At 58.3% G+C, this 22,960-nt stretch carries 22 protein-coding genes and 1 tRNA gene; 3 read left to right on the top strand and 20 right to left on the bottom strand.

Annotation, left to right across the window (positions count from 1 at the left end; all coding sequences use genetic code 11):
- Positions 1–193: 193 nt before the first annotated feature.
- Positions 194–2,794: a DNA phosphorothioation-associated putative methyltransferase gene (locus LDZ24_RS13970; RefSeq protein WP_248320823.1), complete on the top strand. Its 2,601-nt coding sequence runs from the start codon at positions 194–196 to the stop codon at positions 2,792–2,794.
- A gap of 62 nt (positions 2,795–2,856) precedes the next feature.
- On the opposite strand, the gene LDZ24_RS13965 is transcribed toward LDZ24_RS13970, so the two are convergent.
- The 5 genes from LDZ24_RS13965 to LDZ24_RS13945 form a co-directional block, all read right to left on the bottom strand.
- Entirely contained in the window at positions 2,857–4,419 is a 1,563-nt protein-coding gene (locus LDZ24_RS13965; protein WP_248320822.1) for an ATP-binding protein, read from the bottom strand.
- Between the two features lie 14 nt (positions 4,420–4,433).
- Positions 4,434–6,509, bottom strand: a complete 2,076-nt coding sequence (locus LDZ24_RS13960; protein WP_248320821.1) for an AAA family ATPase — start codon at positions 6,507–6,509, stop codon at positions 4,434–4,436.
- A 2-nt stretch (positions 6,510–6,511) separates the two neighbouring features.
- Positions 6,512–6,730, bottom strand: a complete 219-nt coding sequence (locus LDZ24_RS13955; protein ID WP_248320820.1) for a DNA modification system-associated small protein — start codon at positions 6,728–6,730, stop codon at positions 6,512–6,514.
- Positions 6,731–7,867, bottom strand: coding sequence for a DNA phosphorothioation system sulfurtransferase DndC (dndC, locus tag LDZ24_RS13950; RefSeq protein WP_248320819.1), 1,137 nt, complete (start codon positions 7,865–7,867; stop codon positions 6,731–6,733).
- 87 nt (positions 7,868–7,954) lie between these two features.
- Entirely contained in the window at positions 7,955–8,140 is a 186-nt protein-coding gene (locus tag LDZ24_RS13945) for a helix-turn-helix domain-containing protein (protein ID WP_371747422.1), read from the bottom strand.
- Between the two features lie 380 nt (positions 8,141–8,520).
- Here LDZ24_RS13945 and LDZ24_RS13940 point away from each other — a divergent pair, with 380 nt between their 5' ends.
- On the top strand, positions 8,521–9,765 hold the full coding sequence (locus LDZ24_RS13940) for a hypothetical protein (protein WP_248320818.1): 1,245 nt from the start codon (positions 8,521–8,523) through the stop codon (positions 9,763–9,765).
- A 567-nt stretch (positions 9,766–10,332) separates the two neighbouring features.
- On the opposite strand, the gene LDZ24_RS13935 is transcribed toward LDZ24_RS13940, so the two are convergent.
- From LDZ24_RS13935 to LDZ24_RS13870, 14 genes are all read right to left on the bottom strand, one after another.
- Entirely contained in the window at positions 10,333–10,674 is a 342-nt protein-coding gene (locus LDZ24_RS13935) for a hypothetical protein (protein WP_248320817.1), read from the bottom strand.
- A gap of 184 nt (positions 10,675–10,858) precedes the next feature.
- A complete protein-coding gene (locus LDZ24_RS13930; RefSeq protein ID WP_248320816.1) occupies positions 10,859–12,763 on the bottom strand; it encodes an AAA family ATPase in 1,905 nt (634 codons plus the stop codon).
- A gap of 278 nt (positions 12,764–13,041) precedes the next feature.
- Positions 13,042–13,218 (bottom strand): AlpA family transcriptional regulator, encoded by a 177-nt coding sequence (locus LDZ24_RS13925; protein WP_248320815.1) that lies wholly within the window; start codon positions 13,216–13,218, stop codon positions 13,042–13,044.
- Positions 13,219–13,328: 110 nt separating this feature from the next.
- Positions 13,329–14,909, bottom strand: coding sequence for an IS66 family transposase (locus LDZ24_RS13920; RefSeq protein WP_248320381.1), 1,581 nt, complete (start codon positions 14,907–14,909; stop codon positions 13,329–13,331).
- 30 nt (positions 14,910–14,939) lie between these two features.
- Positions 14,940–15,293: an IS66 family insertion sequence element accessory protein TnpB gene (tnpB, locus tag LDZ24_RS13915; protein WP_045463971.1), complete on the bottom strand. Its 354-nt coding sequence runs from the start codon at positions 15,291–15,293 to the stop codon at positions 14,940–14,942.
- Complete coding sequence (locus tag LDZ24_RS13910; RefSeq protein WP_248320380.1) at positions 15,269–15,793, bottom strand: transposase; 525 nt, start codon at positions 15,791–15,793, stop codon at positions 15,269–15,271. Before LDZ24_RS13910 ends, tnpB begins: the two co-directional genes overlap by 25 nt.
- 214 nt (positions 15,794–16,007) lie before the next feature.
- The gene (locus tag LDZ24_RS13905) at positions 16,008–16,709 is read right to left on the bottom strand and encodes a hypothetical protein (RefSeq protein ID WP_248320814.1); all 702 of its coding nucleotides are present in this window, start codon (positions 16,707–16,709) and stop codon (positions 16,008–16,010) included.
- Positions 16,710–16,914: 205 nt separating this feature from the next.
- Complete coding sequence (locus LDZ24_RS13900) at positions 16,915–18,129, bottom strand: integrase arm-type DNA-binding domain-containing protein (RefSeq protein ID WP_248320813.1); 1,215 nt, start codon at positions 18,127–18,129, stop codon at positions 16,915–16,917.
- Positions 18,130–18,268: 139 nt separating this feature from the next.
- Positions 18,269–18,574: an Arm DNA-binding domain-containing protein gene (locus tag LDZ24_RS13895; protein WP_371747356.1), complete on the bottom strand. Its 306-nt coding sequence runs from the start codon at positions 18,572–18,574 to the stop codon at positions 18,269–18,271.
- A gap of 165 nt (positions 18,575–18,739) precedes the next feature.
- Positions 18,740–18,815 (bottom strand) — tRNA-Ala (locus LDZ24_RS13890).
- Between the two features lie 66 nt (positions 18,816–18,881).
- Entirely contained in the window at positions 18,882–19,232 is a 351-nt protein-coding gene (locus tag LDZ24_RS13885; RefSeq protein WP_248320812.1) for a c-type cytochrome, read from the bottom strand.
- A gap of 12 nt (positions 19,233–19,244) precedes the next feature.
- Positions 19,245–20,039 (bottom strand): BON domain-containing protein, encoded by a 795-nt coding sequence (locus tag LDZ24_RS13880; protein WP_248320811.1) that lies wholly within the window; start codon positions 20,037–20,039, stop codon positions 19,245–19,247.
- A 23-nt stretch (positions 20,040–20,062) separates the two neighbouring features.
- Positions 20,063–20,650 (bottom strand): phosphoheptose isomerase, encoded by a 588-nt coding sequence (locus LDZ24_RS13875; protein WP_248320810.1) that lies wholly within the window; start codon positions 20,648–20,650, stop codon positions 20,063–20,065.
- 132 nt (positions 20,651–20,782) lie between these two features.
- Complete coding sequence (locus tag LDZ24_RS13870; protein ID WP_248320809.1) at positions 20,783–21,136, bottom strand: YraN family protein; 354 nt, start codon at positions 21,134–21,136, stop codon at positions 20,783–20,785.
- Between the two features lie 90 nt (positions 21,137–21,226).
- Between LDZ24_RS13870 and rsmI the strand changes: the two genes are divergently transcribed.
- Positions 21,227–22,108, top strand: a complete 882-nt coding sequence (rsmI, locus tag LDZ24_RS13865) for a 16S rRNA (cytidine(1402)-2'-O)-methyltransferase (RefSeq protein WP_248320808.1) — start codon at positions 21,227–21,229, stop codon at positions 22,106–22,108.
- A gap of 51 nt (positions 22,109–22,159) precedes the next feature.
- Here rsmI and LDZ24_RS13860 read toward each other — a convergent pair whose 3' ends face one another.
- A complete protein-coding gene (locus LDZ24_RS13860; RefSeq protein WP_248320807.1) occupies positions 22,160–22,762 on the bottom strand; it encodes a septal ring lytic transglycosylase RlpA family protein in 603 nt (200 codons plus the stop codon).
- Between the last annotated feature and the right edge of the window lie 198 nt (positions 22,763–22,960).

The following is a 22,960-nucleotide window of genomic DNA, read 5'->3' as shown; positions in this document are numbered from 1 at the left end:
ACTTGCCCCCGAGCAATGTGGGCTCGCCGACCGCTCGGCTTGACAGTAGTGGCCGACTTCGCTGACCATCGAGCGGCAAGTCCCAAGACCGTGCTGTGACCTTACAGTGGGGCGCATTAGGCGACTGGGCGTCCTAATCCTTTGGCAGCGCTTGCCGCAACCGGGGGCGCAGAAGAGCGAGGTTAGCCTCTCGATGACGGTCGGAAAACGTGTTCACGACGAGCTGTATATCCATCTGTCCGCATTGGAAAGCCTGCAGGACGACGCACAGAAGCTTGCCATTGCGAAAGCGGCAGAAATCGTCGGTCGGTCAGGGGAACTGACTCCCAATGTGGCAAAAATCAACTTGCGTACCGGCAGTTTTTCTCTGCTGTCGTACCCGCAATTCGACGAGGAGCCATTTCCCACGCTGATGGCAAGCTGGCGGTTCGCAGCCGGTACATCGAGCCAGCCGATATTTAGATCCTACATAGACTCGTTAAACCCACCTATTCTTCACCGCAAAGAAAAACTAGTGCTTGACACCGACGAGCGACGCCACGACTGGATGCACGTCACGTCCGCCGCGGAGCAACTCGGCCTGTTCGACGACCCGCTCACCATAGGCTTCAGGGAGAACTGGACGCGGCTGATAGCGGCCAAGGGATATCAGTTGATTGGCTCAGAATTCATTCCACTCGCGAATGAAGTACCGACTGAGCCAATCGCGGCGTCCGCGAGCTCCCAGACAGTGAATCGCCATCTGACCGCATTGAATCGAAATGTTTTGTCGGCGCCCGTCCAACTGCTCTTCCGCCACGAGCTTCTATCTCCTGCCGCCGACTTCTTTGACTACGGATGTGGGCGGGGCGACGATCTCGCCGGACTTCGCTCGCTTGGATTTGAGGCAAACGGATGGGATCCACATTATGCGCCAACAGCTGACTTGCGACGAGCCGATGTCGTTAACCTTGGTTTCGTGATCAACGTAGTGGAGGACGCGGCCGAGAGAGTTGAGGCCTTACGAGGAGCTTTCCGGCTTGCTAGACGCGTGCTCTCAATTGGCGTGATGCTTCACACTGGCGACATTAGTGGTCGTCCATACCGAGACGGCGTTTTAACCTCAAGAAACACGTTTCAAAAATACTTCACACAAGCGGAACTGAAGGACTTCATCGAAGCGGTTCTTCACCGTGAAGCGTTCATGGTCGCACCAGGGATCGCATTTATCTTTGCAGATAACGAAGCCGAGCAGAGTTTTGTCGCGGGCCGCTATCGACGGCGCAATGTTGCCGAACGGTTGCTTTCTGCGCAAGCCGCGAAGGCTCGGATGTATGGCCGCGCAACCAAGCGCGCAACAAAGGACCACCGCGCCCCCGACGTACCCCGCACTAGAATTACTAAGGTCGAGCAACAGCGCGCCGCAATGCAGCCCCACCTCCAACAACTTTGGATTACGAGCCTTGACCTCGGTCGGGAACCTGATCCGAGTGAAGTTTCGGACCTGAACGAGTTGCTCGGCGCTACAGGAACCTTCGCTCGTGCGTTGCGGTTTATGAAGGAGACGTTTGATCCGGACCTACTGCATATCGCAGCAAGTCATAGGACGGATGACCTACGCCTTTACTTCGCAATTCAGCACTTCGAGAAGCGGCAGAAGTATCGAAGCCTTGAGGCGAGAATCCAGCGCGATATAAAGTCTTTTTTTGGCGACTATGCAAGCGCCCAGGCCGCTGGCGTGCAATTGCTGCGTGAGGCTGCCGATCCAACGCTGATATTATCCGCGTGCAAGGAAGCCCAAGCGAACGGCCTCGGATGGCTAGATGGCGAACATTCGCTGCAACTCCATGTGTCCCTCACTCATAGGCTGCCGGTGATATTACGCGCATACGTCGCATGTGCGATGGTAGTCTGCGGCTCGATGAGTGACGTGCAGTTGGTTAAGATTCACGTAACGTCCGGCAAACTTACTCTGCTAGAGTTCGACGACTTCGAAACGTCTCCAATCCCCCTATTGAAACGTCGTCTAAAAATCAACATACGGAAGCAAAGCTACGAAGTTTATGAATATGGAAGCCGCGATTATCCAAAGCCGTTTCTATTCCGGAAAAGTCGTTTCTTAAACGAAGACTGTGCTGGGTACGCGGAACAACTTGAATTCGACGAAGCGTTGGAGCAAACGGGTCTGTTAAATAACATTAGTGCTTCGCCTTCAACTCAGCAAGTAGAGGCCGCCCTAGAGGAACGCCGGCTTGAGATACGCGGAATGCGACTGGCGAGAAGCACATCAATACCCGACTTGGATCAAGCCTGCGGACAACATTTCACTTTTCGTGATTTCGTGGAGTGCGGGGAGACTCAAAAACGACTCAACGTCACTAACGTGCCGCGGAGCCCAGCGACGTACAACGCATTCTATGATTTAGCTACTCAGGTGCTAGATCCGATCATAGAATACTTCGGTTCCATACGCCTCACTTATGGGTTTTGCTCACCGGACCTGAGCAAACACATTACTCGGCGGGTAGCACCGAAGCTTGATCAGCACTCGTCCTGCGAACTGAGTTTCAAGGGCTCTCTCATCTGCCCGAGGGGCGGCGCGGCTTGCGACTTCATTATTGACGACGAAAACATGGCCGACGTAGTAGATTGGATCATCGACAACGTTGGCTTTGACCGCATCTACTACTATGGTGAAGATCGGCCGATCCACATAAGCTGGGCTCCAGAATACGCGGCTGATGTCTACTCGATGCGACTGTCTCCAAGCGGTCGTTTAATTCCGCGACGATACGGTAGGTCCCAGTCAGCTTAGCATTTTGATTTAGCGGGCGTGGCTCAGAAAGCGACGCTTCCAAGCCAGGCCCTATTCAGTTCCTAGGCACTCTCTGACAGCACTTCGGTCTCGGCTTTTCGGCCGGCGTCACGCCAGTATTGGCGGATCGGTCCTGTCAGCGTGGTCCCACGCAGCCGAAGGACGCCCTCGCCCGAGCCCAGCTTCTTATGGATCGTTTGACCCAGAATCATCCGTTGCTGCGACTCAGTGAGTGTCTGGGGAGATAGGTGAATCCCACAGTCAGCCAATTGGGCGAAATCAGTCGAATTCTGGCCCTTTGTTACGAACGCATCCGCGTCCTGCGAGGCAAGCCAGACGGGGAAGCCCCACGAACGGCCCTGTCGGGCCAGAGAGCCAAGAAGTCCTGCTTTGCCTTCCTTCGGCAAGAGAAGGTGTGCTTCGTCTACAAACAGGATCATTTGCAGGGGTTGAACTCCATCTACCACCTGCAACTGGCGATTCAACTGCCGCATAATGGTATTGAGAATCAGCGCAACCACCAACGATTTCGTTTCGTTATCGTTTCCAAGACCTTTGAAGTCAATCACAGTCGAGCTCGATAACCAATCCTCGATCGGTACGGCCGTCTTGGCGTCAGCAAATATGTTGAAAGATTCGATTTTATCGAACACCGATAGCGCAACACCGTCTTCCCCGCGATCCTTCAGGCCTTGCACAATAGACGGAATGTCCGGCTTTGCGGAACCTTCGTATGCTTCGCGAATCACGCGCTCTTGGTTAGCACCGAGCTGAGAGGCGAAGCATCTAACAAGATGTGCCATTTCTGAGGCAATTTGCGCGCGCTCCGCTCCCGTCCCACCTTCGACCAAAGGGTTTATTGGAAGTTGAGAATCAATCAAACGTATGTACCGAGCACCAGTTTGCTTGAGAAAACGGTCGCGATTTTCGCGCTGCTGAGAGTCGTCGGGAGAATCCTGCAGTTCGCCTTTGAGGTCAAAGAATAGGAAGCGGGCGCCAGAGTTAGCCGCTTGAGCAAGCAAATCGAGCCCCAACTGGCTTTTGCCTGTCCCCGGTCGACCGGAAATAACCATTAGGCCGTTTCCTCCAGCGGCATTTAGCCCCCACGGCTTCTGGTCTGTCAGCAACTGAATCGGCACAAGCTCACTGACCGCTTTTCCGACAGATAATGATTTCGGGCCGCCGGCGACGTGACCATCGAACTTAGGCAATCTACTCGCGAGCAGCACAACGAAGTCGACGGTATTCTTGTTAGCCTCGTTGTAGTCGTCTTGCAAAAGAGCTGCGCCTCGTTGCCAATGGAATTCGACAAGAGTGCGGAAGCTGCCAGAGTCGTCCAGTCGCTCTTCGACTGTGCTTGCAATAATCGATGCCCACACGTCAGAGTGATCGCCGAAGAGGTGGATCCCCTCGATCGGCATACCTTTGTCGGGGCCGCCGATCTTAGAAGTCGCCTCTTCACTATTGCGAACCGGTTCACACACGCTCCGGGCGAGCGCTAGCCTTGCCGCACTCGCCTTGTCGTTGAGACCCAGGATGGAACGCAAGTCGCTGAGGAACTCTTCTGCATTTTTCGTGGGGCGGTACCGCATGCGGTCCACGTCTTTGATTGTGAATTGGGCCATGGCAGTCTACAGGATCAGAAATAACAATCTTCGTTTATGGTCGAGACGCCGGAACCGTCCTCGATTGGCTCGAACGTCACAAGGAACTCCCTACGGATTCGGCTTCGGATTGCGCTGGCGTAGCGGTCGTCAATTTCTTCGTCATGCGACAGGAAGATGACTTGCCCCGGAGCCGCCTCTGACACGTACTGAAGAACCCTTGTCCGATACTGAGAGTCCATATTCCCGACGGGCGTATCGATGACGATCGGTGCGTTCGTCTGCGCCACTCCCGCCACTGCTAAAGTGAATGCCAGACCAAACGCTCGCTTCTGCGCACCCGACAAACTGCTGAGAAGAACTTGCTGCCCCTTAGGCCCTTCTAGCCATGGCTCATTGTCCGCCTCAAACCTCGTCTTGAATTTTGAATATTCGCCCGAGATCATCGCAGAGAAATGCTCTGTGCATTGCTGCTCGAGCGCGTCCTTGCACAGTGGGATCAGGTTCTCCTTTGCATCATCAACCAACGCTCTTACGCGTTGCGCGACATCAAGTTTTTCTTGGATAGGAGATCCTGCTTCCCGCCTCGCTTCCATTTGTCCGATCGCAGCTTTGAGATCGTTGATCGAATTTTGCAACCCACGCTCCTGATGCTCCAATCCGCTTACGATACCGCTGACCTCTCGGAATTGATCCAATGTAGACTGCAAATCGGCCTTCAATTTTTGCAATTGAGGCTGAATATCCCGAGTGCGCTCGAACCTTTGCCTTGTGTCTTCGAGCTTAGTTGTCACCCTATGAAGGTCGACCGCGATGTCGCCGAGATTCTCATTTGCTCCATAACTGGACTTCTGGATCGAAGAAATAACCGACGAACGATCGGTGTCAGTCAAGAACCCGTATCGAAAATCCGCGGCGCATCCTTCTGGCGGAGGGCTCCAGAGGCTCTCCAGTGCAGTTTCTAAAGCTCCGCGCAGCTGATTTGATTGCGAAATTGAAAGCGGGGGCGTTACACGCGCACTACCCGAAGAGGGCAGTACGCTCTCAACAATCGCACTTGCTTTGGCTGCGGCTTCGTCCTTAAGTAGCAGCCAGCGGTTCCGGACAATTTCGGCTTCCAGATCGCAGACGATGGTGCGCGCGTTGCGGCTTAACGCCAAAGGCATTGCAAGGCTCACTACACCATTGACTAGCTCTTGATGAAGCTTACTTTCCTCCTGTGTCAGTGCTGCAATGGTGGCGGAATATTCTTCTACGTCGGTAGCCTTATCGCCGACCATAGAGTACAAGTCATTCTCAAGCTGCTCGCGAGTTTGTTCTGCGTTGGTACGGTCCCTCCGCTTCTCGCTTAGGCTATTCTGGATGTCTTTCAACTGGTCTTTGCAACGGTCAAGTTCCTGACGCTTTTCCTCAAGTTCGTCTGCGCGAACGGACCCCACATCGCGTGTCAGTTTGCCTTTCTCGTTAGTGATGTAGCTCCGCAAGCTTTCGCCCAATTGGTCTAGCAACCCGGTTCCATACAGCGCCTTGACGGCGTCAAATAACGCTCGCCCACCTGCCGCCTCAACGCGTGCCTGTGCTTGCTCGCCATCGAAGAAAAGGCATGGCATCACATTCGAAGGAAAGAGCAGTTCCTCAACGCGCTTGTTTGCGTCCTGCCAATTCGGATAAAGCTTTTTCCGACCATTCGCTTCGATCAGTACTTCCTCACCATCTGCGGAGTCTAAATCACGGACCTTACCCCCGCGTTTGAAGAGCCACCGCCGTGTAACCACCACGGGGGCGTCGTCAATCTCGAAAGTCAAGGTCACTGAGCAGTGTGGTTCTTCCGTCTCGCGAGACGGCCGATGCAAGATGCTTTCGATGAGACGCTGATAGCTCAGAAACTTATCTTCGGTGCCGTTCCGGCCACGGAATCCTTCGATCAGGTGCATTGCTTCTCGGCCGAACATGCCGAGATACAGCGACATCAGAAACGATGTCTTTCCTACGCCGTTCTGCGCGCCGATAAGAATTACGTTTCGCTTTCCATTCTTGTCGGGGACGGGAAGGGAGAAGGTCGCGTTTCGATAGCTGCGCCAGTTTCGCAACTGAAGCTGAGTCAGGTACATGACTATTCTCCCCGAACAATCGAAGCGCTATCGAGGAACTCTGCTATTGCGGCACTAAAATCCTGCGTAATGCCGATTTGCCTTCCCCGACCGAGATTTTCTCGTTGAATTTCAATCATCTGCGTGACCAGCTCGAGTGATACATTGTGTTGTTTGCAAAGGTCTCTTAGAATTTTTTTGGCTGCCCCATCCGACAGAATTGGCAGCGATCGCTTCGCCATCTAGCGCTCCTCAAGCATTGTTATGAGGCGGTCAGCTTTACGCATCACACCCGTCGATTTATCGTCTTCCCAGATCTTGTGGATCTCTCTAACTTCTTCCCCGCTGATTAACGGCAGCCCTACCGTATCCTGTAACGAAAGCAAGCTATCGAGCACTGCCTTCCGCGCCTCGAAGGTGAGCGGTCCAATCCCCTGCTGCCCGTTTCGACGCTCTTGCATTCTGTTTTCCGGGGTATAACAGAATACCTTCATCCAATCTCGGAATTCCGCCATTGGGATGAGATGCTCAAATCCCTTATCCACTTGATTCCGAAACGATTTGTCTTTGTCGACAACTGTGCACGTCCAGCACCCAAAGCGAATGGATGAACTGCCGCACGAGGGTTGTGCGTCCGGGTCAATCACAATTGGGCACTCGCCACCCATCGCGTCTCGGTACAACTTAACGAGCGCGTCGTGGGTGCCCGCCCAGGGTGGCTGCCGAGACATCAGGTACTCCCATACATCCTCGGTGGTCAACTCGAGAATCGGTCGAAAGACAAGGCACCCCGGTATATCGTTGTGCGAGTTGAGCCGTTCCCCATTATCGTAACGTTTCGCAGTAGCGGCCCGTGCGGCCGATTCGCTTCTGCGCACGCCTAGCAGAAGAATAACCTCGCCCGATTCGCTTACTTTTTGCCGGATGAAGTCAGTCGTGGGCCGGATTTTTAACCGATCAGTGCACCATCTGAACATCCGCGTCGGGCTCGGATAACCACGGCCAATAACGTTAACCCAGTATGTGTGCGTAACCAGAGGAACTGTCTTTCTTACAGTGCAAGGCAGTTGAAGGTCGGCTAGCGCGGTGGTCAACCGCTTAAGCGTTTCATCAACGAACGTTTGAACGATCGGAGACTCAACGAGTGTGTCGTTGGCAACTATATAAACGGGTCTGTTTCGTTCGGACCATGGAATCTCAAGCAATGACTCGATCACTAGGTGTAGAACAAGAGTGGAATCCTTCCCGCCGGAAAAACCAATGATCCACGGTCTGGTGTGCGACTCGCGATACTCCGCTTTTATTTCACGTTTAATCTCGTCAATCCGCTCTTCGAGAAGCTGACTGTCATTTGCGTCCAACGTTTCCGATCTTGTCATTACGATACCTGGTGTTACTCCGTGCTTCCATGCAGAAACCTACCTATCGATTCGCCCAATGTGGCGAACGCAGATAGCGCTTAATTCTTACTTCTGCCTTTCAGGCTCAGGCAGCGAGAGTTGCGACTGCTCCCTTATCCACTTGTCAATATCTGCGAACGAAAAGCGCCAACTCCCACCAACCTTAAATGCAGGGATCTCTTTGGCGGCCACTAAACGGTAAATTGTCCGTTCAGTGACCTTCAGATATAGCGCGACCTGGGAAAGGGTCATGATTTCACTTATCTCAGCCTTGCTCAACATAGATCGGTGCCGGGTAGCTGGTAAATTTGTGCAGCATAGGGCAAAATTTTCATGAAGCCAAGAGCCACCTTCGCTCGGCGGTGGTGAGCACCTCACGTAATCTTTGCCGATCGGTCAGCGGCGCCCGAGAGGTCTGTTGGTGACCCGGTCCACTGTGGTTCCTGCTCACTAAGATGCTCTGTGATGCAATCGCCGGCGGCAACGCGACGTCGGCCAGCGTCTGATCGTCTCAGACCGAAAGGACACGGCCTTACCTGCTGCCCGGTCAATACGACCGCGATTATTCCTTTTTTGGGCGGCAGCTAGCGGCAAGCGAACCGCTTCGCTAGAAAGACGCAAGAACAAAAACTATGAAAAGCATCGAAGTTCAAATCAGCACCGAGTGCGGGACGTTGGGCCTACCACCAAAATTACTCGGACAGGCGGGGCGGAAGTTAAATTGGGACGCGAACGAAAGCAACGCATTTGGCCTTGTAGCAATGGTCACTGCTCCTCCAACATACGTCGGGTTCTCCCTAGCCGATACATGGGCGCATCAGCGCTATTTTGCGGCAGTCGATCCGCTCAAAGCCCATCTGTCGCTCCGACACGAATGGATTGACCTAGATCCACATCAGAAAACGATACTCGCAGACGATTGGGGGATGGGATTCCCGCTGCTATATCTGATGGAGGTGCTCGACATGGTGCACTTCGCCCCCACGGATTACTGGGTCAAGTCCATAGAGCTGGCAACGGGAACCAAGCTTGTACTGAAAAAGGGGAAGCAAGGCCCACCGAAGCTGCCTGACTTCATAGGCATGGACACCGCTGGGCGCTATCATGCTATCGAGTGCAAAGGTACGCAGAAGTCGCGCTCAGCACTGTCCTCCGCTATAAAGCGCGGCGTTCCACAAGTTGAGAACCTACGTGCCCTCGGGGCACTACCAGCGGCCATGCACGCGTGCTTCGATAGCTGGTTGGTCGCCGGCCTTTACGTGCCGACCGGAAATAAGAAGACGCGACCGCTGCTCAAGATAGCTGACCCCGATTTTTCTTCGCTGTCGGACCTGATAGATCGAGCCGGTGGAATACAGGCGGTCACCAAGGCGATATTCCTTACAGCTTTGTGTCAACAACTGGCTTCTGTCGGACTGCGCCGCCTCGCCTCAATACTATTTTCAGGGAAAGCCCAACCGAGCGAAATTGAGCTTGTGCGCACACAAGCTGGCATTAGCGAGGAGGCGCGCCGGGCCGGTTTTGTCACGAACGGTAACTTTTTGGTTGCTGATCGAAAAACTCAGATATTTGACCCTCAGAGACAGAACGTAGGAGCGCGGATTCGGGAGGTGAAGTCGTCGTATTCTGCTCCCGCGAAACTCGTCGAATCACTTGCACTGACAGTCCAAGACAACGGGAACGTAAATCGCCAGCAATTAGATCTCGTGCTCTCGAATTTGGTTAGCGCGCTCCCTGGCAACGAGCCAAGGTCCACGCCTTTGCCACGGGACGAAGGAAGAGAAAGAACGCCATGGATATCCCGAGAAGTAAACGGACGCAGCCAATTACGCTCACAGTTCGGAATCCAAATCGATACGGCATTGGACAGCGAATAAGCTTGGTTGCAGATAGCTTCTTGCGCGGTTTAGCCTGAATCGGTGCTGCAGTGGCTACGCCAAGTCCGGCAAACACGAGGGTGCTTGAGAGCGAAAGACTGGCAACCGACGTTGTTAGTTTGTCAGACGTCGGCGCCGGTGTTGCCTGCGTTAAATCGCGCGACATCAAAACTTGCATTCTTGGCACGGCAAACCGGCATAACCTAAGCGAATTGATCGCTTTCCCCTTCCTGATCCTGTATGCGACCCTGCGCGTGATGGGACCCGTTTGTGTGACCAAAACGGGTGTATGGGGGTCACGACTCGTCGCAACCGACCGCTGCAATCTGACATCTTTCGGAAGGAGGCACCGCGCGCGCGCGCGATACCTGTAGCTTGCCGAGATAGCTAGCCCCCGCGTTTCTGTGGCCGCCGCACCACGAAGTAAGGGTTGCGCGCCTCTAGCGAGGTGTTCAAACGACCGACACCTCTTGAAGGATGCGCGGGGAGAAGAAAAAGGAGGGAATCCCCTCATAGGCGCCGCAGAGCCCGACGCAGACTACGGTCTTGAGGAGAATCGCCGCCGCGTTAGTAGAAATATCTCACCCCTGACGCGGCGGCCTTCCGCAGGAACTCGTGTTCGAAGACCGCGGTAGCGAAATCGGGCGCGCACTTGATGAAGGCGCCGCCCCGTTTCACGCTCACTTGGTTGTACCACGTGCCGCAATGCCAGACCAGTTGTCCGAACTGGCGATCGCGGGACAGCGAGACCTTTGACTCGGGATACGCAACTTTCGCGATATATGCTGCCGTCTCCGCTGATCGGGCATCTGCAAAGCGTCGCTCGGCGGTGGTCTCGCCGGCGGGAGTTTTCACGAGCAATACCCATGAGGGCTCGCGTGTTGTCCTGTTGTTTCTCTTGTTCGGCATTTCGGTTCCTCGAAGAAAGAATAGAAAACAGATCTGTCCGCTTGTCCCGGCCGATATGCGGCCATCGGCAAGCATTCGAGTGGACGCAAAATGACGCACCCTTATAGGTGGGTGCGTCTTTTGCGTCTTTGATCCTAAGACACGGAAAGCGCAAATTCGTCTTATTGCGTCTTTTGCGTCAGGGTCAGATGGCCCACAGCCTGCCATCGCTGATGCCATAGATGCCACGCGCCTTCATTGCTTCGATCGCGCGTTTGGCCGTACTACGGCGGCGGCGAGGGTCTTCGTCCACAAGCTCGGCGCTCGCGGCACCGATGGCGGATTCCAGCTGGATGCACAGTCGACCGGTCGATGCACCGCCTTCGTCGACGTCCATCGAGGCGCGAAGCAATTGCATGACTGCCTTATGAACCAAGATCTGCTTCGCACCTTGAGGTTGCGGCCGGGCCGGTCCCTTCATGGCGCCGTCGGAATCGACTACACAGCTCGAGATAGCATCGCCATGGTCATCCTGGCCGAGGTTTACTTCGTGCAACATGAAGGCATGCACGCCACCGTCGACATCGTCTTTGCTCTTTGCAACCGACCACTCACGGTTGCCGCCGGGAGCGCGCGAAACCTCGATGGCTGCATCGAGCGCCGCGTGCAGACTCGAGTGACCGCGAAGCCCCTTTGTCGCGTCTTTGCCGGTGTGGTGGACGAGCAGAACTAGCCCACCGAGCCACTCCTGCAGGCGCTTGGCGGCAGAGATGATGCTGCCCATATCTACGGACGAGTTTTCGTCAGCTCCTGGCGCGGCGCGGTTGAGGGTGTCGAGCACCACCAACCCGCCCGGAGCGCCCGCGCTCTGGATCGCCCGGGCGAGTGCATCGACGTCCAACGGGTCAAGCAAGTTGAACGGCTCGGTCACGAAGCGCAAGGCGTCAGGCAACGGCTTTCCATGATGCTGGGCCAACGCCATCAAGCGCTTGCTCATGCCCGCCTCGCCTTCCAGGGCGCAGTAAGTGACCGGGCACTGCGTCACCCGACGCCCGAACCATTCGGGCGCACCGGCCGCCACGGCAGCAGCCGCATCGAGCGCCAAAAAAGACTTGCCGGACCCGCTCGGGCCGAACAAGGCGGCGAGCCCTTCTTTCGGCAGCACCCCACGGACGAGCCACGGCATCGGCAGCGCGTTCGCCAGCTCGGCCGCCGAACGCAATCGAAAGCGCGTCGCTCCAGCTTCGAGCGCGGCGACGTTCAGACGGCCTTTCTGAGCCCACTCAACGAGAGTACCAATCGTGACGGCGTCAGGCCGGTTATTTCGAAAGCTCTCCCACTCTTTCTCGCACAAGCCTGGCTGATACATAGGCCCGCCGTCCTTATCGATGCGCTCGTCCTTGGACGACCAATCATCCCAAGCCTCGCACCACTTGGGATCGCCATCGCCTTGGTGGTGCAAAATCATGCCGAGTTTGAGCCACTGCTTGCGATCCCAGGTCTCGTCGTTCGGGTCGAGCTTCGACAATAGCTCGCCCCTGACGCATTCGAGGGTCCAGCGCCCGCGCGGCTGTTTCAGCAATAACGGGTCTGCATCGTTGCGCGTCAGCATGTTACGCGGCTTGACTGCGCGCTCTTCGGCATCGCGGGCAACGCTTTGCGAAAGCCAATAGTCAACATTCAGATAGCCTTCGCCCTCATGCGCGCCATGCTTGAATTCAGCGCCCTCGTTTTGCACCGGCAAGTACATGATGCGGTCTGCCTCAACTGAGCCCGGGTCGAGCGTTGCCGGAAAGCGCAGCGCGACGACCCACACGAGCGTTTCGTGTTCGTCGCGCGACACATCGCGCCCGAGCGGGATGATGACGCGTAGGCGGGGCGCTTCCGGCGTGTGAGAGCGCGTGGTGTGCCAGACGTAGGCGAACGGGGCGAGCACGTCGCCATTCCTAAAGGCGGCGAACAGGGTCTCCGCTCCGTGGTCGAAGTCGAGCGCGAGCGCCGAGCGGTACTCGAAAGCACTTCCGGCGCGCTTGTTATTGACGAAGGAGCCGTAAGTCATGAACCGATCTTGCGCTTTCTCGGCATTCCGTTCCGACTTAGTCAGCTCCATGTATTCGCCATGTGTGATCGGACTCCGCCTCGGCATTGAGAGAAGCTTTACCAAATCAGCAAATTCGATCGTCCCCTGCTTTTCAAGCTTACCTCTATCGAATTGGCCTACCCCGACCTTAATTCGGCGACACGGAGATACTTGTTCTGGCAACATTTTTCTATGCAATCCTAATTACTAGGTCCCGAATGTCGCTCGTAGCGGCCGATCGGGGATTTCTATTAGCGGGTTGTGCGGATCAGATGGAAGTCGAGGTCCAGCGTATTTGGCACCCCGCGTCAGCCGATGAGCCGGGTGTCTGCCCTGCGCCGCAACCACTCGTCGATCTCGGCTTCGACCCAACCGACGGCCCGCGCGCCCAGATGAACCGGCTCCGGGAATTGACCGACCTTGATCAACCCGTAGATCGTCGAGCGTGCAAGACCCACTCGCGATTCGACTTCCGGGCGCCGCATGATGCGAAGCGAGCCGGCGACCTTACTGATTTCTTGAGCGTAAGCGATCCACGAACGACGCCGCTCAGAGTAAGGTGGTAGAGCGCCGTGATACGTGATAGCGAAGTGGGTCAGCGGAGATCTGCGGGCATCTTCCAGGGAAGCAGCGCGTCGTAGTCGTCGACGGTCTTCGCCAGCGGAAGGCGCTGGAATAACCAGTGGAGGTAACGATAAGGATCGATGCCGCCGGCTTTGCACGTTTCGATGAGGCTGTAGAGGTTTGCACTAGCGTTTGCCCCTGCAACCGTGTCGCTAAAAAGCCATGAACGGCGCCCAACGACGAAGGGGCGAATCGCGTTCTCACAAGGGTTGTTCGAGATAGGCCAACTGCCGTTCTCGACATAGCGGATCAGCTTCGGCCACTGCTCGCGTAGATAGGTCAGTGCCTTTCCAAGCAGACTTTTTGGCACGATGCCGGGCGACTGCGCGAGCGCCAAGGCGTAGATGGCGTCGAGGATGCGCGTGCTGTATCGCCGTCGCAATCGCTGTCGTCGCTCAGGCTTCCATTTCTTAGAGCGGGCCTCTGCAGCGAACAGCTTGCCGATCAGCGTGATGAAGCGTGTCGCGAGCAGATCGGGCGAACGGGCGACTTTGGGCACGTTGTCCTCCGCTTTGATGAAGTACCGCCTCAGGTGCGCCCAACATCCGAGGTGCACGAGGTCGTAGCGTTGAGCGATGTCGTTGTAGGGCTCGTAGCCGTCAGTTACTAGAACGGCGCCCTTGCGGATGCCCGTGAACAGCTTGTCGGCCAGCTTGGCGCCGCGTCCAGGTGTATAGCTGAAGCAGCGGATAGGGACGCCCGAGCCGGTCATCTGCGCCCAGAGGTAGCTCTTCGTTTGTGGTTTTCTCCCTTTCTCTTTCAGTACCTGGAACGTTGTTTCGTCGCAGTAGATCAGCTCTGCCTCGAGCAACGCATCGCGCATCAAGTTGATCACGGGCTGGGTCGCGAGGCCAACGCGAACCATGCTGGCGGCGATCGTGTTCGACGAGATGTCACCGCCGAAGCGACACAGCAAACCAGCCTGACGATACAGCGGCATGCCGAACTGATACTTGCCGGTGGCGATCCATGCAAGCGCTGATTCGCTGAACAGTCCGCGCGCGATGATGCGCGGCGGCGCCGGCGTGACCTTGATGCCGAGGTCACAGCATGGGCACGCATATTTGATGCGCTGGTGTTGGATCACCCGAAGCTGCTCGGGGATCACATCGAGCTGCTCACTGATCTCCGCGCCTATCTCGACGAGCGCGTGCCCATCGTTCGTGCAGAAGCGTTCGGCTTCGGGCAGTTCGTGTCGCACGACCTCGCGCGGCAGATTCGGATCAAGCGGCTTGCGATGACCGCGCTTCTTGCGCTTGTGCGCGGCGACCGTCGTCTCCGGCGTGTCTTCCTGCGCGGGCGCGCTGTTCGCGCCGAGCGTCTCGGCTTCGTTGAACAAGCTAGGTTGATCAGAATCTCGTGCTTCACTCTTCGCGCCGAACAGTTCGCGACGATAGGCTCGAAGGCGCTCCTCAGCGAGATCGCGCTCGGCCGTCACGAGCCGCAAGGCGCCGCGTAATGCCTCCTGTTGCTCTCGCAATGCACGTGCAGCATCGCGCTCGGCAAGCAACGCCTTCAGTTCCTCGGCGGTGATCGTGACGTTGATCGGCATGGCGGTTAGACCTGCACGCCGCCTCACTGTTCAGCTCACGCGATGATATTCCTGCTTGGGATGCCGTCGAATCGCGGTGATGTCATCGCCGTCGAGTAGCGCGTGCAGCACGTTGGTGGTCATCGTCACGATCTCAGCCTTGTTGTCGGGCCAGATGAAGTGGCTTCTCTCCAATCGCTTTATGAGAAGCCAGAAACCACTGCCATCCCAGCCAAGGATTTTTATCCGATCGCGACGCCGGTTTCCGAAGATGTATAGGGAAGTGTCCATCGGATTCAGGCGCATCGACTGCTCGACGAGAATCGACAGGCTATTCATGCCGTAGCGGAAATCAACGGGATCGCGGTGCAGATAGACCTTCAGATCGTCGTCGAACCGGAACACGGCATCCTCCCCAGAATCTGAACCATGGTCGTCAATTCGTCGATGGTCGCGATTGCCCCGCCAAGTTCAAGCTCGACGCCGTTCGACAGACGCACATGCAAGGCAAGTGTCATCGATGGCGGTGTGGACGGTTGTGTCGGCGACGCTGAAACGACCGACACGAACGCAGACGGCTTTACCGCGACCGGGACGGGTTGGTGCGACCCTGGCAGATCGACGGCCACGTCATTAATCGACTTGTCGGGCTGAGGCGGGTTGTATTCGTCGTTGCCATTATGCTGCGACGCTGGCGAAATGCCATTCTCGCGCTCCACCAGGTACTTCGCGATCCACTTGCGCAGCAGATTGGCGTTGATGCCGTGCTGCTGAGCCAGACCGGCGACTGATACTCCGGGACGAAGTGCTGCTTCAATCAAGGCGCGTTTACTTTTTTCGTCATAGCGGCGACGGCCATCGCTGCTGCGACGCACTACTGCCAACTCTGAGTCCATGCCAGTCATAGGTGTCCACCTCCAAGATAGGTGGACACCTATGGTCCTCGCTACTGTCGCTCACTGCCAGACGTCGAAGATGGACCGCTTACTCTTGAGCCATGTGTTCTCCTTTCGAAGTTCGCGTCCGGCGAATTACCGGAACGTCATGGCTCGCAGTGTGCCGTGTGAGACTCGCGAAGTCCGCTAGTGCCATGCACCCGTGCATGGCGGGTGCATGGCACTACTTGACAGGATCAGGGGGGACCAGATCGGGGGCGGATTTCTGCGCGGCGATGATTACGTCGCGCAAAGTCATTGGACTGCGCAGCAATTTGAGATCGTCTCCGATCACTTTCAGGATTTCGACAGCTGGGGAAGCACGGCCCATGTCTACATCGGCCGTCGCTGTCACCGGTATGCCGTGCTGCTTCACTACCCGGAGCACACGTATTGCCATTTCGACCAGCACTGTGTGCGCCTTGTCGACGGACGTGCGGACCTTGGGCAACTGAGGAATCTTTGCCCCGGCGACCTCTGCGGACGCGACCAGGTGATCGAGCACTGAAACCACGTCGACGTCAGTCGGGTACAGCCGGCGGTATTCGGGCGACCGATCTTGTGCTTTTTTGAGAGCTGCACGCAGCGAGCGCAGAAAATCGTCATGCTCGGCCATGAGCTCACCCTTATTAATATCGCGCTTGTGTTCTTGAAGCTCTGCGGCAGCCCAGTGAATCTCTGCGCAGATGACTTGTACGAAGTGGTCGGTGGGCTCGCCCCACGGCATCTCGGGCGGCCCTACAAAGTCGCCGCCGCCGTGATTGGAAGAGGACTGGTCGGAGAATAGGCGGTACAAGTCCCGCAGTTTGCACTTCGCCTTTTCCGAAAGGCTTTCCGGTGCAGATTCGATGTAACGCGCGGTGTATCGCGCTTTTGCGGTCGGCATTGGTGACGCTCGCTGAGGTATTTGGCGCGCCGAAACGCTGCACGTCGGCATGACGCGTCAGTTACACGGTGATCAAAATGTTCGAGAGCGTCTCGTTCGGCAGCGCGCTCGCAGGACGTGCACGCGGTGATCAGACCCCGATTTAGTTCACGCGGTCAACGCCATTGGTATCCGGTCCGACGCAACTGCGATAACTCGACAAATTCTAGGTCAGCACATGGAGAGATTCGGGACGCATAGATCCCCACTTGAGCCCATCAAGGTAGTCTGCCCACTGCTGCATCATGGCGCGCCGGTCTTTCAGAAATCTGGTGCGGTTGTATGCGGTACCTAACGCGTCCGGGACCTTGTGCGCAAGTTGATGCTCGATCACTTCCGGTTTGAAATGTAGTTCCTCGTGCAGGATTGTGCGGGCCATCGCCCGGAATCCGTGACCCGTGATCTCCGTCTTGGTGTCGTACCCCATGCGCCGCAGGGCCGCGTTGATCGCCGCCTCGCTCATCGGTTTGCGCAGGTCGCGTCCCGGAAACACGTAAGTCCTGTGCCCGGTCAGCGCGTGCAATTCCCGCAGAATGGCTACCGCTTGCGTCGCCAGAGGGACAAGATGCTCAGTCTTCGTTTTGGTCACAAGGTAGCGCCACTCCGCCTTATCGAGATCGAAGCCTGACCACTCAGCCTTTCGCAATTCGCCCGGTCGCACAAACAGGAGCGGAGCCAACTGCAACGCGCTTTTCACGACGAAGGTGCCGCGAAAGGCATCGATTGCGCGTAGCAGCTCCGCGACCCCCATGGGGTCGGTGATGGATGCGAAGTTCTCGTGCCGAACGGGCGGAAGGGCGCCTTTCAGGTCACCAGATGGGTCGCGTTCGGCTCGCCCCGTCGCCACGGCGTAGCGGAAGACCTGTCCACAGTTCTGCAGCGCTCGATGGGCTGTATCTCGCGCACCCCGACTTTCGATCCGCCGAACTACTGCCAGCAGTTCGGGCGCGGCGATTTCAGCAATGGGTCGGTTTCCGAGCCAAGGGAAGATGTCTTTTTCGAGACGCTGGATGACCTTGTCGGCATGACTCTGAGCCCATCCGGGCGACTGATGAGTAAACCACTCACGCGCGATCACTTCAAACGAGTTGGCGCCCCGCTCAAGCGTCGCGGCTTTCCGAGCCTTCTTGTGCTCGCCAGGGTCGACACCCTGCGCGAGCAGTTTGCGCGCCTCTTCTCGGCGCTCGCGTGCGTCCTTGAGGCCGACGTCCGGGTAGACGCCGAGCGATAACCGCTTCTCCTTGCCACCGAATCGGTATTTGAAGCGCCACCACTTGCCACCGGTAGCGGATACCTCGAGGTACATGCCTCGCTCGTCGAATAGACGATAGAGCTTGCCGGTCGGCTTCGCGTTACGAACACCTACGTCAGTCAGTGCCATGCTCGCTACTCCTTAGGGAGCACGTTGCGCGTTGCATCAAGAAATGCCCGAAGCTGAGCCGTCTCCGATGGATTCAGGTTCATGCGGCGGGAGCCGAGTCGGATAGAAAGCGCGCCGTCGCTATCGACGAAACAGCGCATTACCGCCTCCAGCCGAGCGGCTTCATTCCGCTGGCTGGCGCGCTCTTCTTTCCGCACCTCGCTAGGATCAACCCCGCGGCGAGTAGCCCCCGTGCCTCGTCTCGCATATTCCGCGCTGCTGCGAGGGTCACTTCCGGGTAGGTGCCGAACGACAGGCTTTTCTCCTTGCCGCCGAAACGATACTTGAGTCGCCAGTATTTGCCCCGCCCGGGGGCGACAAGCAGGTACAGGCCGCCGACGTCAAAAAGCTTTCTGGGCTTCTCAGCGGGCTTGGAGTGCTTGATGGCGGTATTGGTAAGCGCCATTTGGGGAATACTGCCTCAACAGAAAAACGAGTAGCCCCAAAAGTCTTCCCCATTCGGGGCCGGATGTCAATGAACGAATCGGGATCTTGCCGGCAACAAAAAACCCCGTAAGCCTTGAACTTACGGGGTTTTATGGACTTTCTCGGATTTCTTCAGACGTATTCGTGGTGGAGAGGAGGAGGATCGAACTCCCGACCTTCGCATTGCGAACGCGACGCTCTCCCAGCTGAGCTACCCCCCCAACGAAGTGCGATTCTACCACAGCGAAGCAGCCTTCGAGCAAGCCCCTCCGCTACGCCACAACATGTTACTTCTGCGGCGCCCCGGCGAGCACCCACTCGACGACGGTCTTGATGTCGCCATCGTTCATCGCGGGGTGCGAGGGCATCGGGATCGAGCCCCAGACGCCGGCGCCGCCGTCCTTCACTTTCCTGGCGAGCTTGGCGCTCGCCTGAGCATCGCCCTTATACTTCTGCGCGACCTGCTGGAACGACGGCCCCACGAGCTTGCGATCCACCGCATGACAGCCCATGCACGCATTACTGCGCGCAATCGCCATCGCGCTCGCAGAGGAAACCGACGCAACCGGCTGATCCGCCGCCACCGCATAACCCGATGCCGCCAATAACGCAGCCACGACAAACCTTGCTTCAACCATCTTCACGCACCATTACTTCGCTGAACTGGAACTGCCCGGACGCACATCAGAATTCTTGACGGGCGCCGGAGACTGCTGATCGAGCGGCCGCGACGTCACCGACGAATCCGGCACCGTGCCGACCGTCGCTTCCGCAGGCGCGGGCGTCGCCGCCGTCGACGCGCTCGCGCCCGATGCCGCCGCCGCTGCCAGCGCCTTCGCTTCTTCCGGCTTGATGTACTGATACACCTTCACGACTTGCTCCACGCCCGGCACGCGCGCAGCGACATCCGCGCCATGCGCGCCTTCGTCCTGCGTGACGAGGCCCATCAAATAGATGATGCTTCGCTCGCACACGACCTTGTAGTAGTTCGTCGACAGATCCTTCTCGCCGACCATCGCGGTCTTCACGCGGCCTTCGAGGTACGAATCGTTAGCACGCGACGAAATCGAACTCGCCGGCTGCACCGACAGTTCGTTGACGATGCCGCCCACGTTGTTAATATCGCGCACGACGGCTTCGGCCTTTTGCTTGGACGCGTCGTCAGGCACTTCGCCCGTCAGCAGCACGCGCCGGTTGAACACCGTCACGTTGATATGCGCCTGGTCGGACACGTTGTCCTTGATCCGCGAAAGCGCCTTCACCTGAATCTCGCGGTCTTCGGTCTGCGCGCCGAGCGTGCGGCGATCCGTGGCGATCAGCGTGCCGCCCGCCGCCGCGCCCACCACCGCGAGCGCGCAACCCTGCATCGTCAGCGCGACGCTGGACAACAGGCTGACCGTCAGCGTGGCTTGAGCCAGCGCCGCCTTGACGCGTGTCTTCTTCATCAACTCCGTTCCCCCTTTTGGATTCAGTCTTCGCCCAGCAGCATCGCGTCGATGCCGTCGCACAGGCAATGAATGGTCAACAGATGTATTTCGTGGATACGCGCGGTCCGTTCGGACGGCACGCAGATGTGGATGTCGGTATCGGCGAGCACGTCGGTCATCGCGCCGCCGCCGTCGCCGGTCAGCGCGATCGCGACCATCTCGCGTTCGTGCGCTTCCTGCACGGCGGCAAGCACGTTCACGCAGTTGCCCGATGCACTGATCGCCAGCAAGACGTCACCCGCTTGTCCAAGCGCGCGGACCTGATTCGAGAAGATCTGCTCGAACGCGAAGTCGTTGCCAATGGCCGTGAGAATCGAGGAATCCGTGGTCAGCGCGATAGCCGGCAAGCCGGGGCGCTCGCGCTCGAAGCGGCCGATCAGTGCGGCCGCGAAGCGTTGCGCGTCCGCCGCCGACGCGCCGTTGCCGCATACGAGAATCTTCGAGCCGTTGGCCAGCGCGCTGAACAGCGTATCGACGGCGGCCGCGATGGGCACGGCGAGCGTATCGAGTGCTTCGAGCGTGTGCGCGGCGCTGTCGCGGAATTGCTGTTGAATGCGTTCGACTGACATCGACTCTCGGTGTTCGGCCGCGATGCGGCGTTCGTTGCGTGTGGCGTTGGAAGCGAGGCGCGCGCAAAACGCGGCGCGTCCCTGCGTTGAGTCTGCGCAGTTTACCGCATGCACCCTGCGCCGAACCGCGCGCTACGACTCGTCCGCGCGAAAGGCATCCGGCAGCCAGCGAATCTCGCCCGCGTCGAACGCGATCACGTCGAAGCGGCATGCCGGAAGCGCGCCGCGCCACGTCGTCAGATAGTGCTGCGCGGCGCGCACGAGGCGCGCGCGCTTCGTCGCGCCGATGCTCGTCGCCGCGTCCGCGAACCGGCGGCTTCTGCGCGCCCGCACTTCGACGAACACCAGCGCGCCGGCTTCATCGATCATCACGAGATCGATCTCGCCGCCGCGACACCGCACGTTTCGCGCGACAAGTCGCATGCGCTGCCGCTCGAGATAGTGAAGCGCGCGTGCCTCGAAAGCATCGCCGAGCGTTTTGGACATTCGTGCCTCGTGAAAGTCGTGGGCGGGCAGGCCGAAGCGCGCGTGGCAAAATGACGTCCTCTCCTCTTTGCTCTACGCCCGCCCGCGCACATGCTGCAAATCACTGAACTGGCCGCCGGGCAGCAGTATCCGGCGGGCGCGCTGTACGTCGTCGCCACGCCCATCGGCAATGCCGCAGATATCACCGTGCGCGCGCTGCATGTGCTTTCCCTCGTCGATCGCATCGCCGCTGAAGACACGCGCAACACCGCGCAACTGCTCGCGCGTTACGGCATCTCGAAGCCGTCCATCGCCGTGCACGAGCACAACGAACGCAGCGCGGCCGAGCGCGTGATCGAGCATCTGCGTAGCGGCGAGCGCGTCGCGTGTGTGTCGGATGCAGGGACGCCAGGCATTTCGGACCCCGGCGCGCGTCTCGTCGATGCCGTGCGCGAAGCCGGCCTGCCCGTCGTTCCGCTTCCGGGGCCGAGCGCGGTCGTCACCGCATTGAGCGCGGCGGGCGCGTGGGTCAACGGCTTCACCTTCGTCGGCTTTCTGCCGGCGAAGGCCAAGCAGCGCGCCTCGCAATTGCACACGCTCGCGCGGCATCCGATGGCGCTCGTCTTCTACGAAGCGCCGCATCGCATTCTCGAAACGACGCGCGCGCTCGCCGATGCGTTGGGTGGCGAGCGGCAGCTTCTAATTGCACGCGAGTTGACGAAGTTACACGAGAGCCTGCATCGCTGCACCCTGGCCGAAGGGCCAACGTGGCTCGAAGGCGATGCTAATCGTCAGCGCGGCGAGTTCGTGCTCGTAGTTGAAGGCGCGCCCGAAGCGGAGGATGCCGAGGACGCGCACGATGCGCTGCTTCTGACGCTGCTGGAGGAGTTGTCGGTGAAAAGCGCGGCGCGGATCGCGGCGACGCTGACGGGCGCGCCGCGCAATGCGCTGTATGAGCGCGCGCTGCGGCTCAATAAGCCCGCGCAGGAATGAAAACGGGCCGTCGAGAGACGGCCCGACGATAATCGAGTGAGGCGAAAAAGCTCAGTTCACGCTGTCATCCGCGAGCGACTGCGACTGCTCGCGCGCCGCACGCGCTTCCTGCTGCGTGAGGCCCTCGATCTTTACTTTCTGCGTACCCACGCCGCGCATGCCGAGCGCGGCGGCGGCAGCATACGACAGGTCGATCACGCGGCCACGCACGTAAGGACCGCGATCGTTGATCTTCACCACGACGGTCTTGTGGTTCGACTCGTTCGTCACGCGCACCCATGAGGCGAGCGGCAGCGTGCGGTGGGCGGCGGTCATCGCGTTCATATCGAACTTCTCGCCGCTCGCCGTCTTGCGGCCATGGAACCAGCGGCCGTACCACGAAGCCTTGCCCTTTTGTTCGAACGTGCCGACGTTCGGACCGTCCGTGATCGGCTCCGCTTCGGAGAGCGACTGGCTCTTGTTCGCGTTGTCGGCCGGAACGGTGCTCAGGTTCGTGTCGAATGCGAGCGGCGCATTCGAGCGGGCACTTGCCATGCTGATACTAGGCGTGGTCTGATGATATGACGCGACGTCGCCTGAACCGGGCGCGGCGCAACCTGCCAGGACGCCGACAGCGAACAGGCTTGCAATATGTCGAATGAATCGAGCATTCATAGGCGGTTACCAACGGTAAAAGGGCCGCCGCGCCGCGCTGGTGAGCGCGCGTCAGGCAGCCAAAGGCTTGTCCGCGCAAAGCAGCGCGCCGCTCGCGTAAGCGAACGGCAGACTGATGCTCGGATGCGGCGTACTCGTGCCGCAAACGCCCGGTTATCGTTCACGTCTGGCGCAACCTGTCCCCGGCAGCCTGACCAG

Source organism: Caballeronia sp. Sq4a, from assembly GCF_023170545.1.
In the GTDB taxonomy this organism is placed as follows: Bacteria; Pseudomonadota; Gammaproteobacteria; order Burkholderiales; family Burkholderiaceae; genus Caballeronia.
This window is presented reverse-complemented; position numbering and strand designations above follow the sequence as displayed.

What these genes read in the sequence shown, in the direction of transcription:
- LDZ24_RS13970 (WP_248320823.1), top strand. Translation starts at nt 194, where the DNA reads ATGACGGTCGGAAAACGTGTTCACGACGAGCTGTATATCCATCTGTCC.
- LDZ24_RS13965 (WP_248320822.1), bottom strand. Translation starts at nt 4,419, where the DNA reads ATGGCCCAATTCACAATCAAAGACGTGGACCGCATGCGGTACCGCCCC.
- LDZ24_RS13960 (WP_248320821.1), bottom strand. Translation starts at nt 6,509, where the DNA reads ATGTACCTGACTCAGCTTCAGTTGCGAAACTGGCGCAGCTATCGAAAC.
- LDZ24_RS13955 (WP_248320820.1), bottom strand. Translation starts at nt 6,730, where the DNA reads ATGGCGAAGCGATCGCTGCCAATTCTGTCGGATGGGGCAGCCAAAAAA.
- dndC (WP_248320819.1), bottom strand. Translation starts at nt 7,867, where the DNA reads ATGACAAGATCGGAAACGTTGGACGCAAATGACAGTCAGCTTCTCGAA.
- LDZ24_RS13945 (WP_371747422.1), bottom strand. Translation starts at nt 8,140, where the DNA reads ATGACCCTTTCCCAGGTCGCGCTATATCTGAAGGTCACTGAACGGACA.
- LDZ24_RS13940 (WP_248320818.1), top strand. Translation starts at nt 8,521, where the DNA reads ATGAAAAGCATCGAAGTTCAAATCAGCACCGAGTGCGGGACGTTGGGC.
- LDZ24_RS13935 (WP_248320817.1), bottom strand. Translation starts at nt 10,674, where the DNA reads ATGCCGAACAAGAGAAACAACAGGACAACACGCGAGCCCTCATGGGTA.
- LDZ24_RS13930 (WP_248320816.1), bottom strand. Translation starts at nt 12,763, where the DNA reads ATGGAGCTGACTAAGTCGGAACGGAATGCCGAGAAAGCGCAAGATCGG.
- LDZ24_RS13925 (WP_248320815.1), bottom strand. Translation starts at nt 13,218, where the DNA reads ATGCGGCGCCCGGAAGTCGAATCGCGAGTGGGTCTTGCACGCTCGACG.
- LDZ24_RS13920 (WP_248320381.1), bottom strand. Translation starts at nt 14,909, where the DNA reads ATGCCGATCAACGTCACGATCACCGCCGAGGAACTGAAGGCGTTGCTT.
- LDZ24_RS13910 (WP_248320380.1), bottom strand. Translation starts at nt 15,793, where the DNA reads ATGACTGGCATGGACTCAGAGTTGGCAGTAGTGCGTCGCAGCAGCGAT.
- LDZ24_RS13905 (WP_248320814.1), bottom strand. Translation starts at nt 16,709, where the DNA reads ATGCCGACCGCAAAAGCGCGATACACCGCGCGTTACATCGAATCTGCA.
- LDZ24_RS13900 (WP_248320813.1), bottom strand. Translation starts at nt 18,129, where the DNA reads ATGGCACTGACTGACGTAGGTGTTCGTAACGCGAAGCCGACCGGCAAG.
- LDZ24_RS13895 (WP_371747356.1), bottom strand. Translation starts at nt 18,574, where the DNA reads ATGGCGCTTACCAATACCGCCATCAAGCACTCCAAGCCCGCTGAGAAG.
- LDZ24_RS13885 (WP_248320812.1), bottom strand. Translation starts at nt 19,232, where the DNA reads ATGGTTGAAGCAAGGTTTGTCGTGGCTGCGTTATTGGCGGCATCGGGT.
- LDZ24_RS13880 (WP_248320811.1), bottom strand. Translation starts at nt 20,039, where the DNA reads ATGAAGAAGACACGCGTCAAGGCGGCGCTGGCTCAAGCCACGCTGACG.
- LDZ24_RS13875 (WP_248320810.1), bottom strand. Translation starts at nt 20,650, where the DNA reads ATGTCAGTCGAACGCATTCAACAGCAATTCCGCGACAGCGCCGCGCAC.
- LDZ24_RS13870 (WP_248320809.1), bottom strand. Translation starts at nt 21,136, where the DNA reads ATGTCCAAAACGCTCGGCGATGCTTTCGAGGCACGCGCGCTTCACTAT.
- rsmI (WP_248320808.1), top strand. Translation starts at nt 21,227, where the DNA reads ATGCTGCAAATCACTGAACTGGCCGCCGGGCAGCAGTATCCGGCGGGC.
- LDZ24_RS13860 (WP_248320807.1), bottom strand. Translation starts at nt 22,762, where the DNA reads ATGAATGCTCGATTCATTCGACATATTGCAAGCCTGTTCGCTGTCGGC.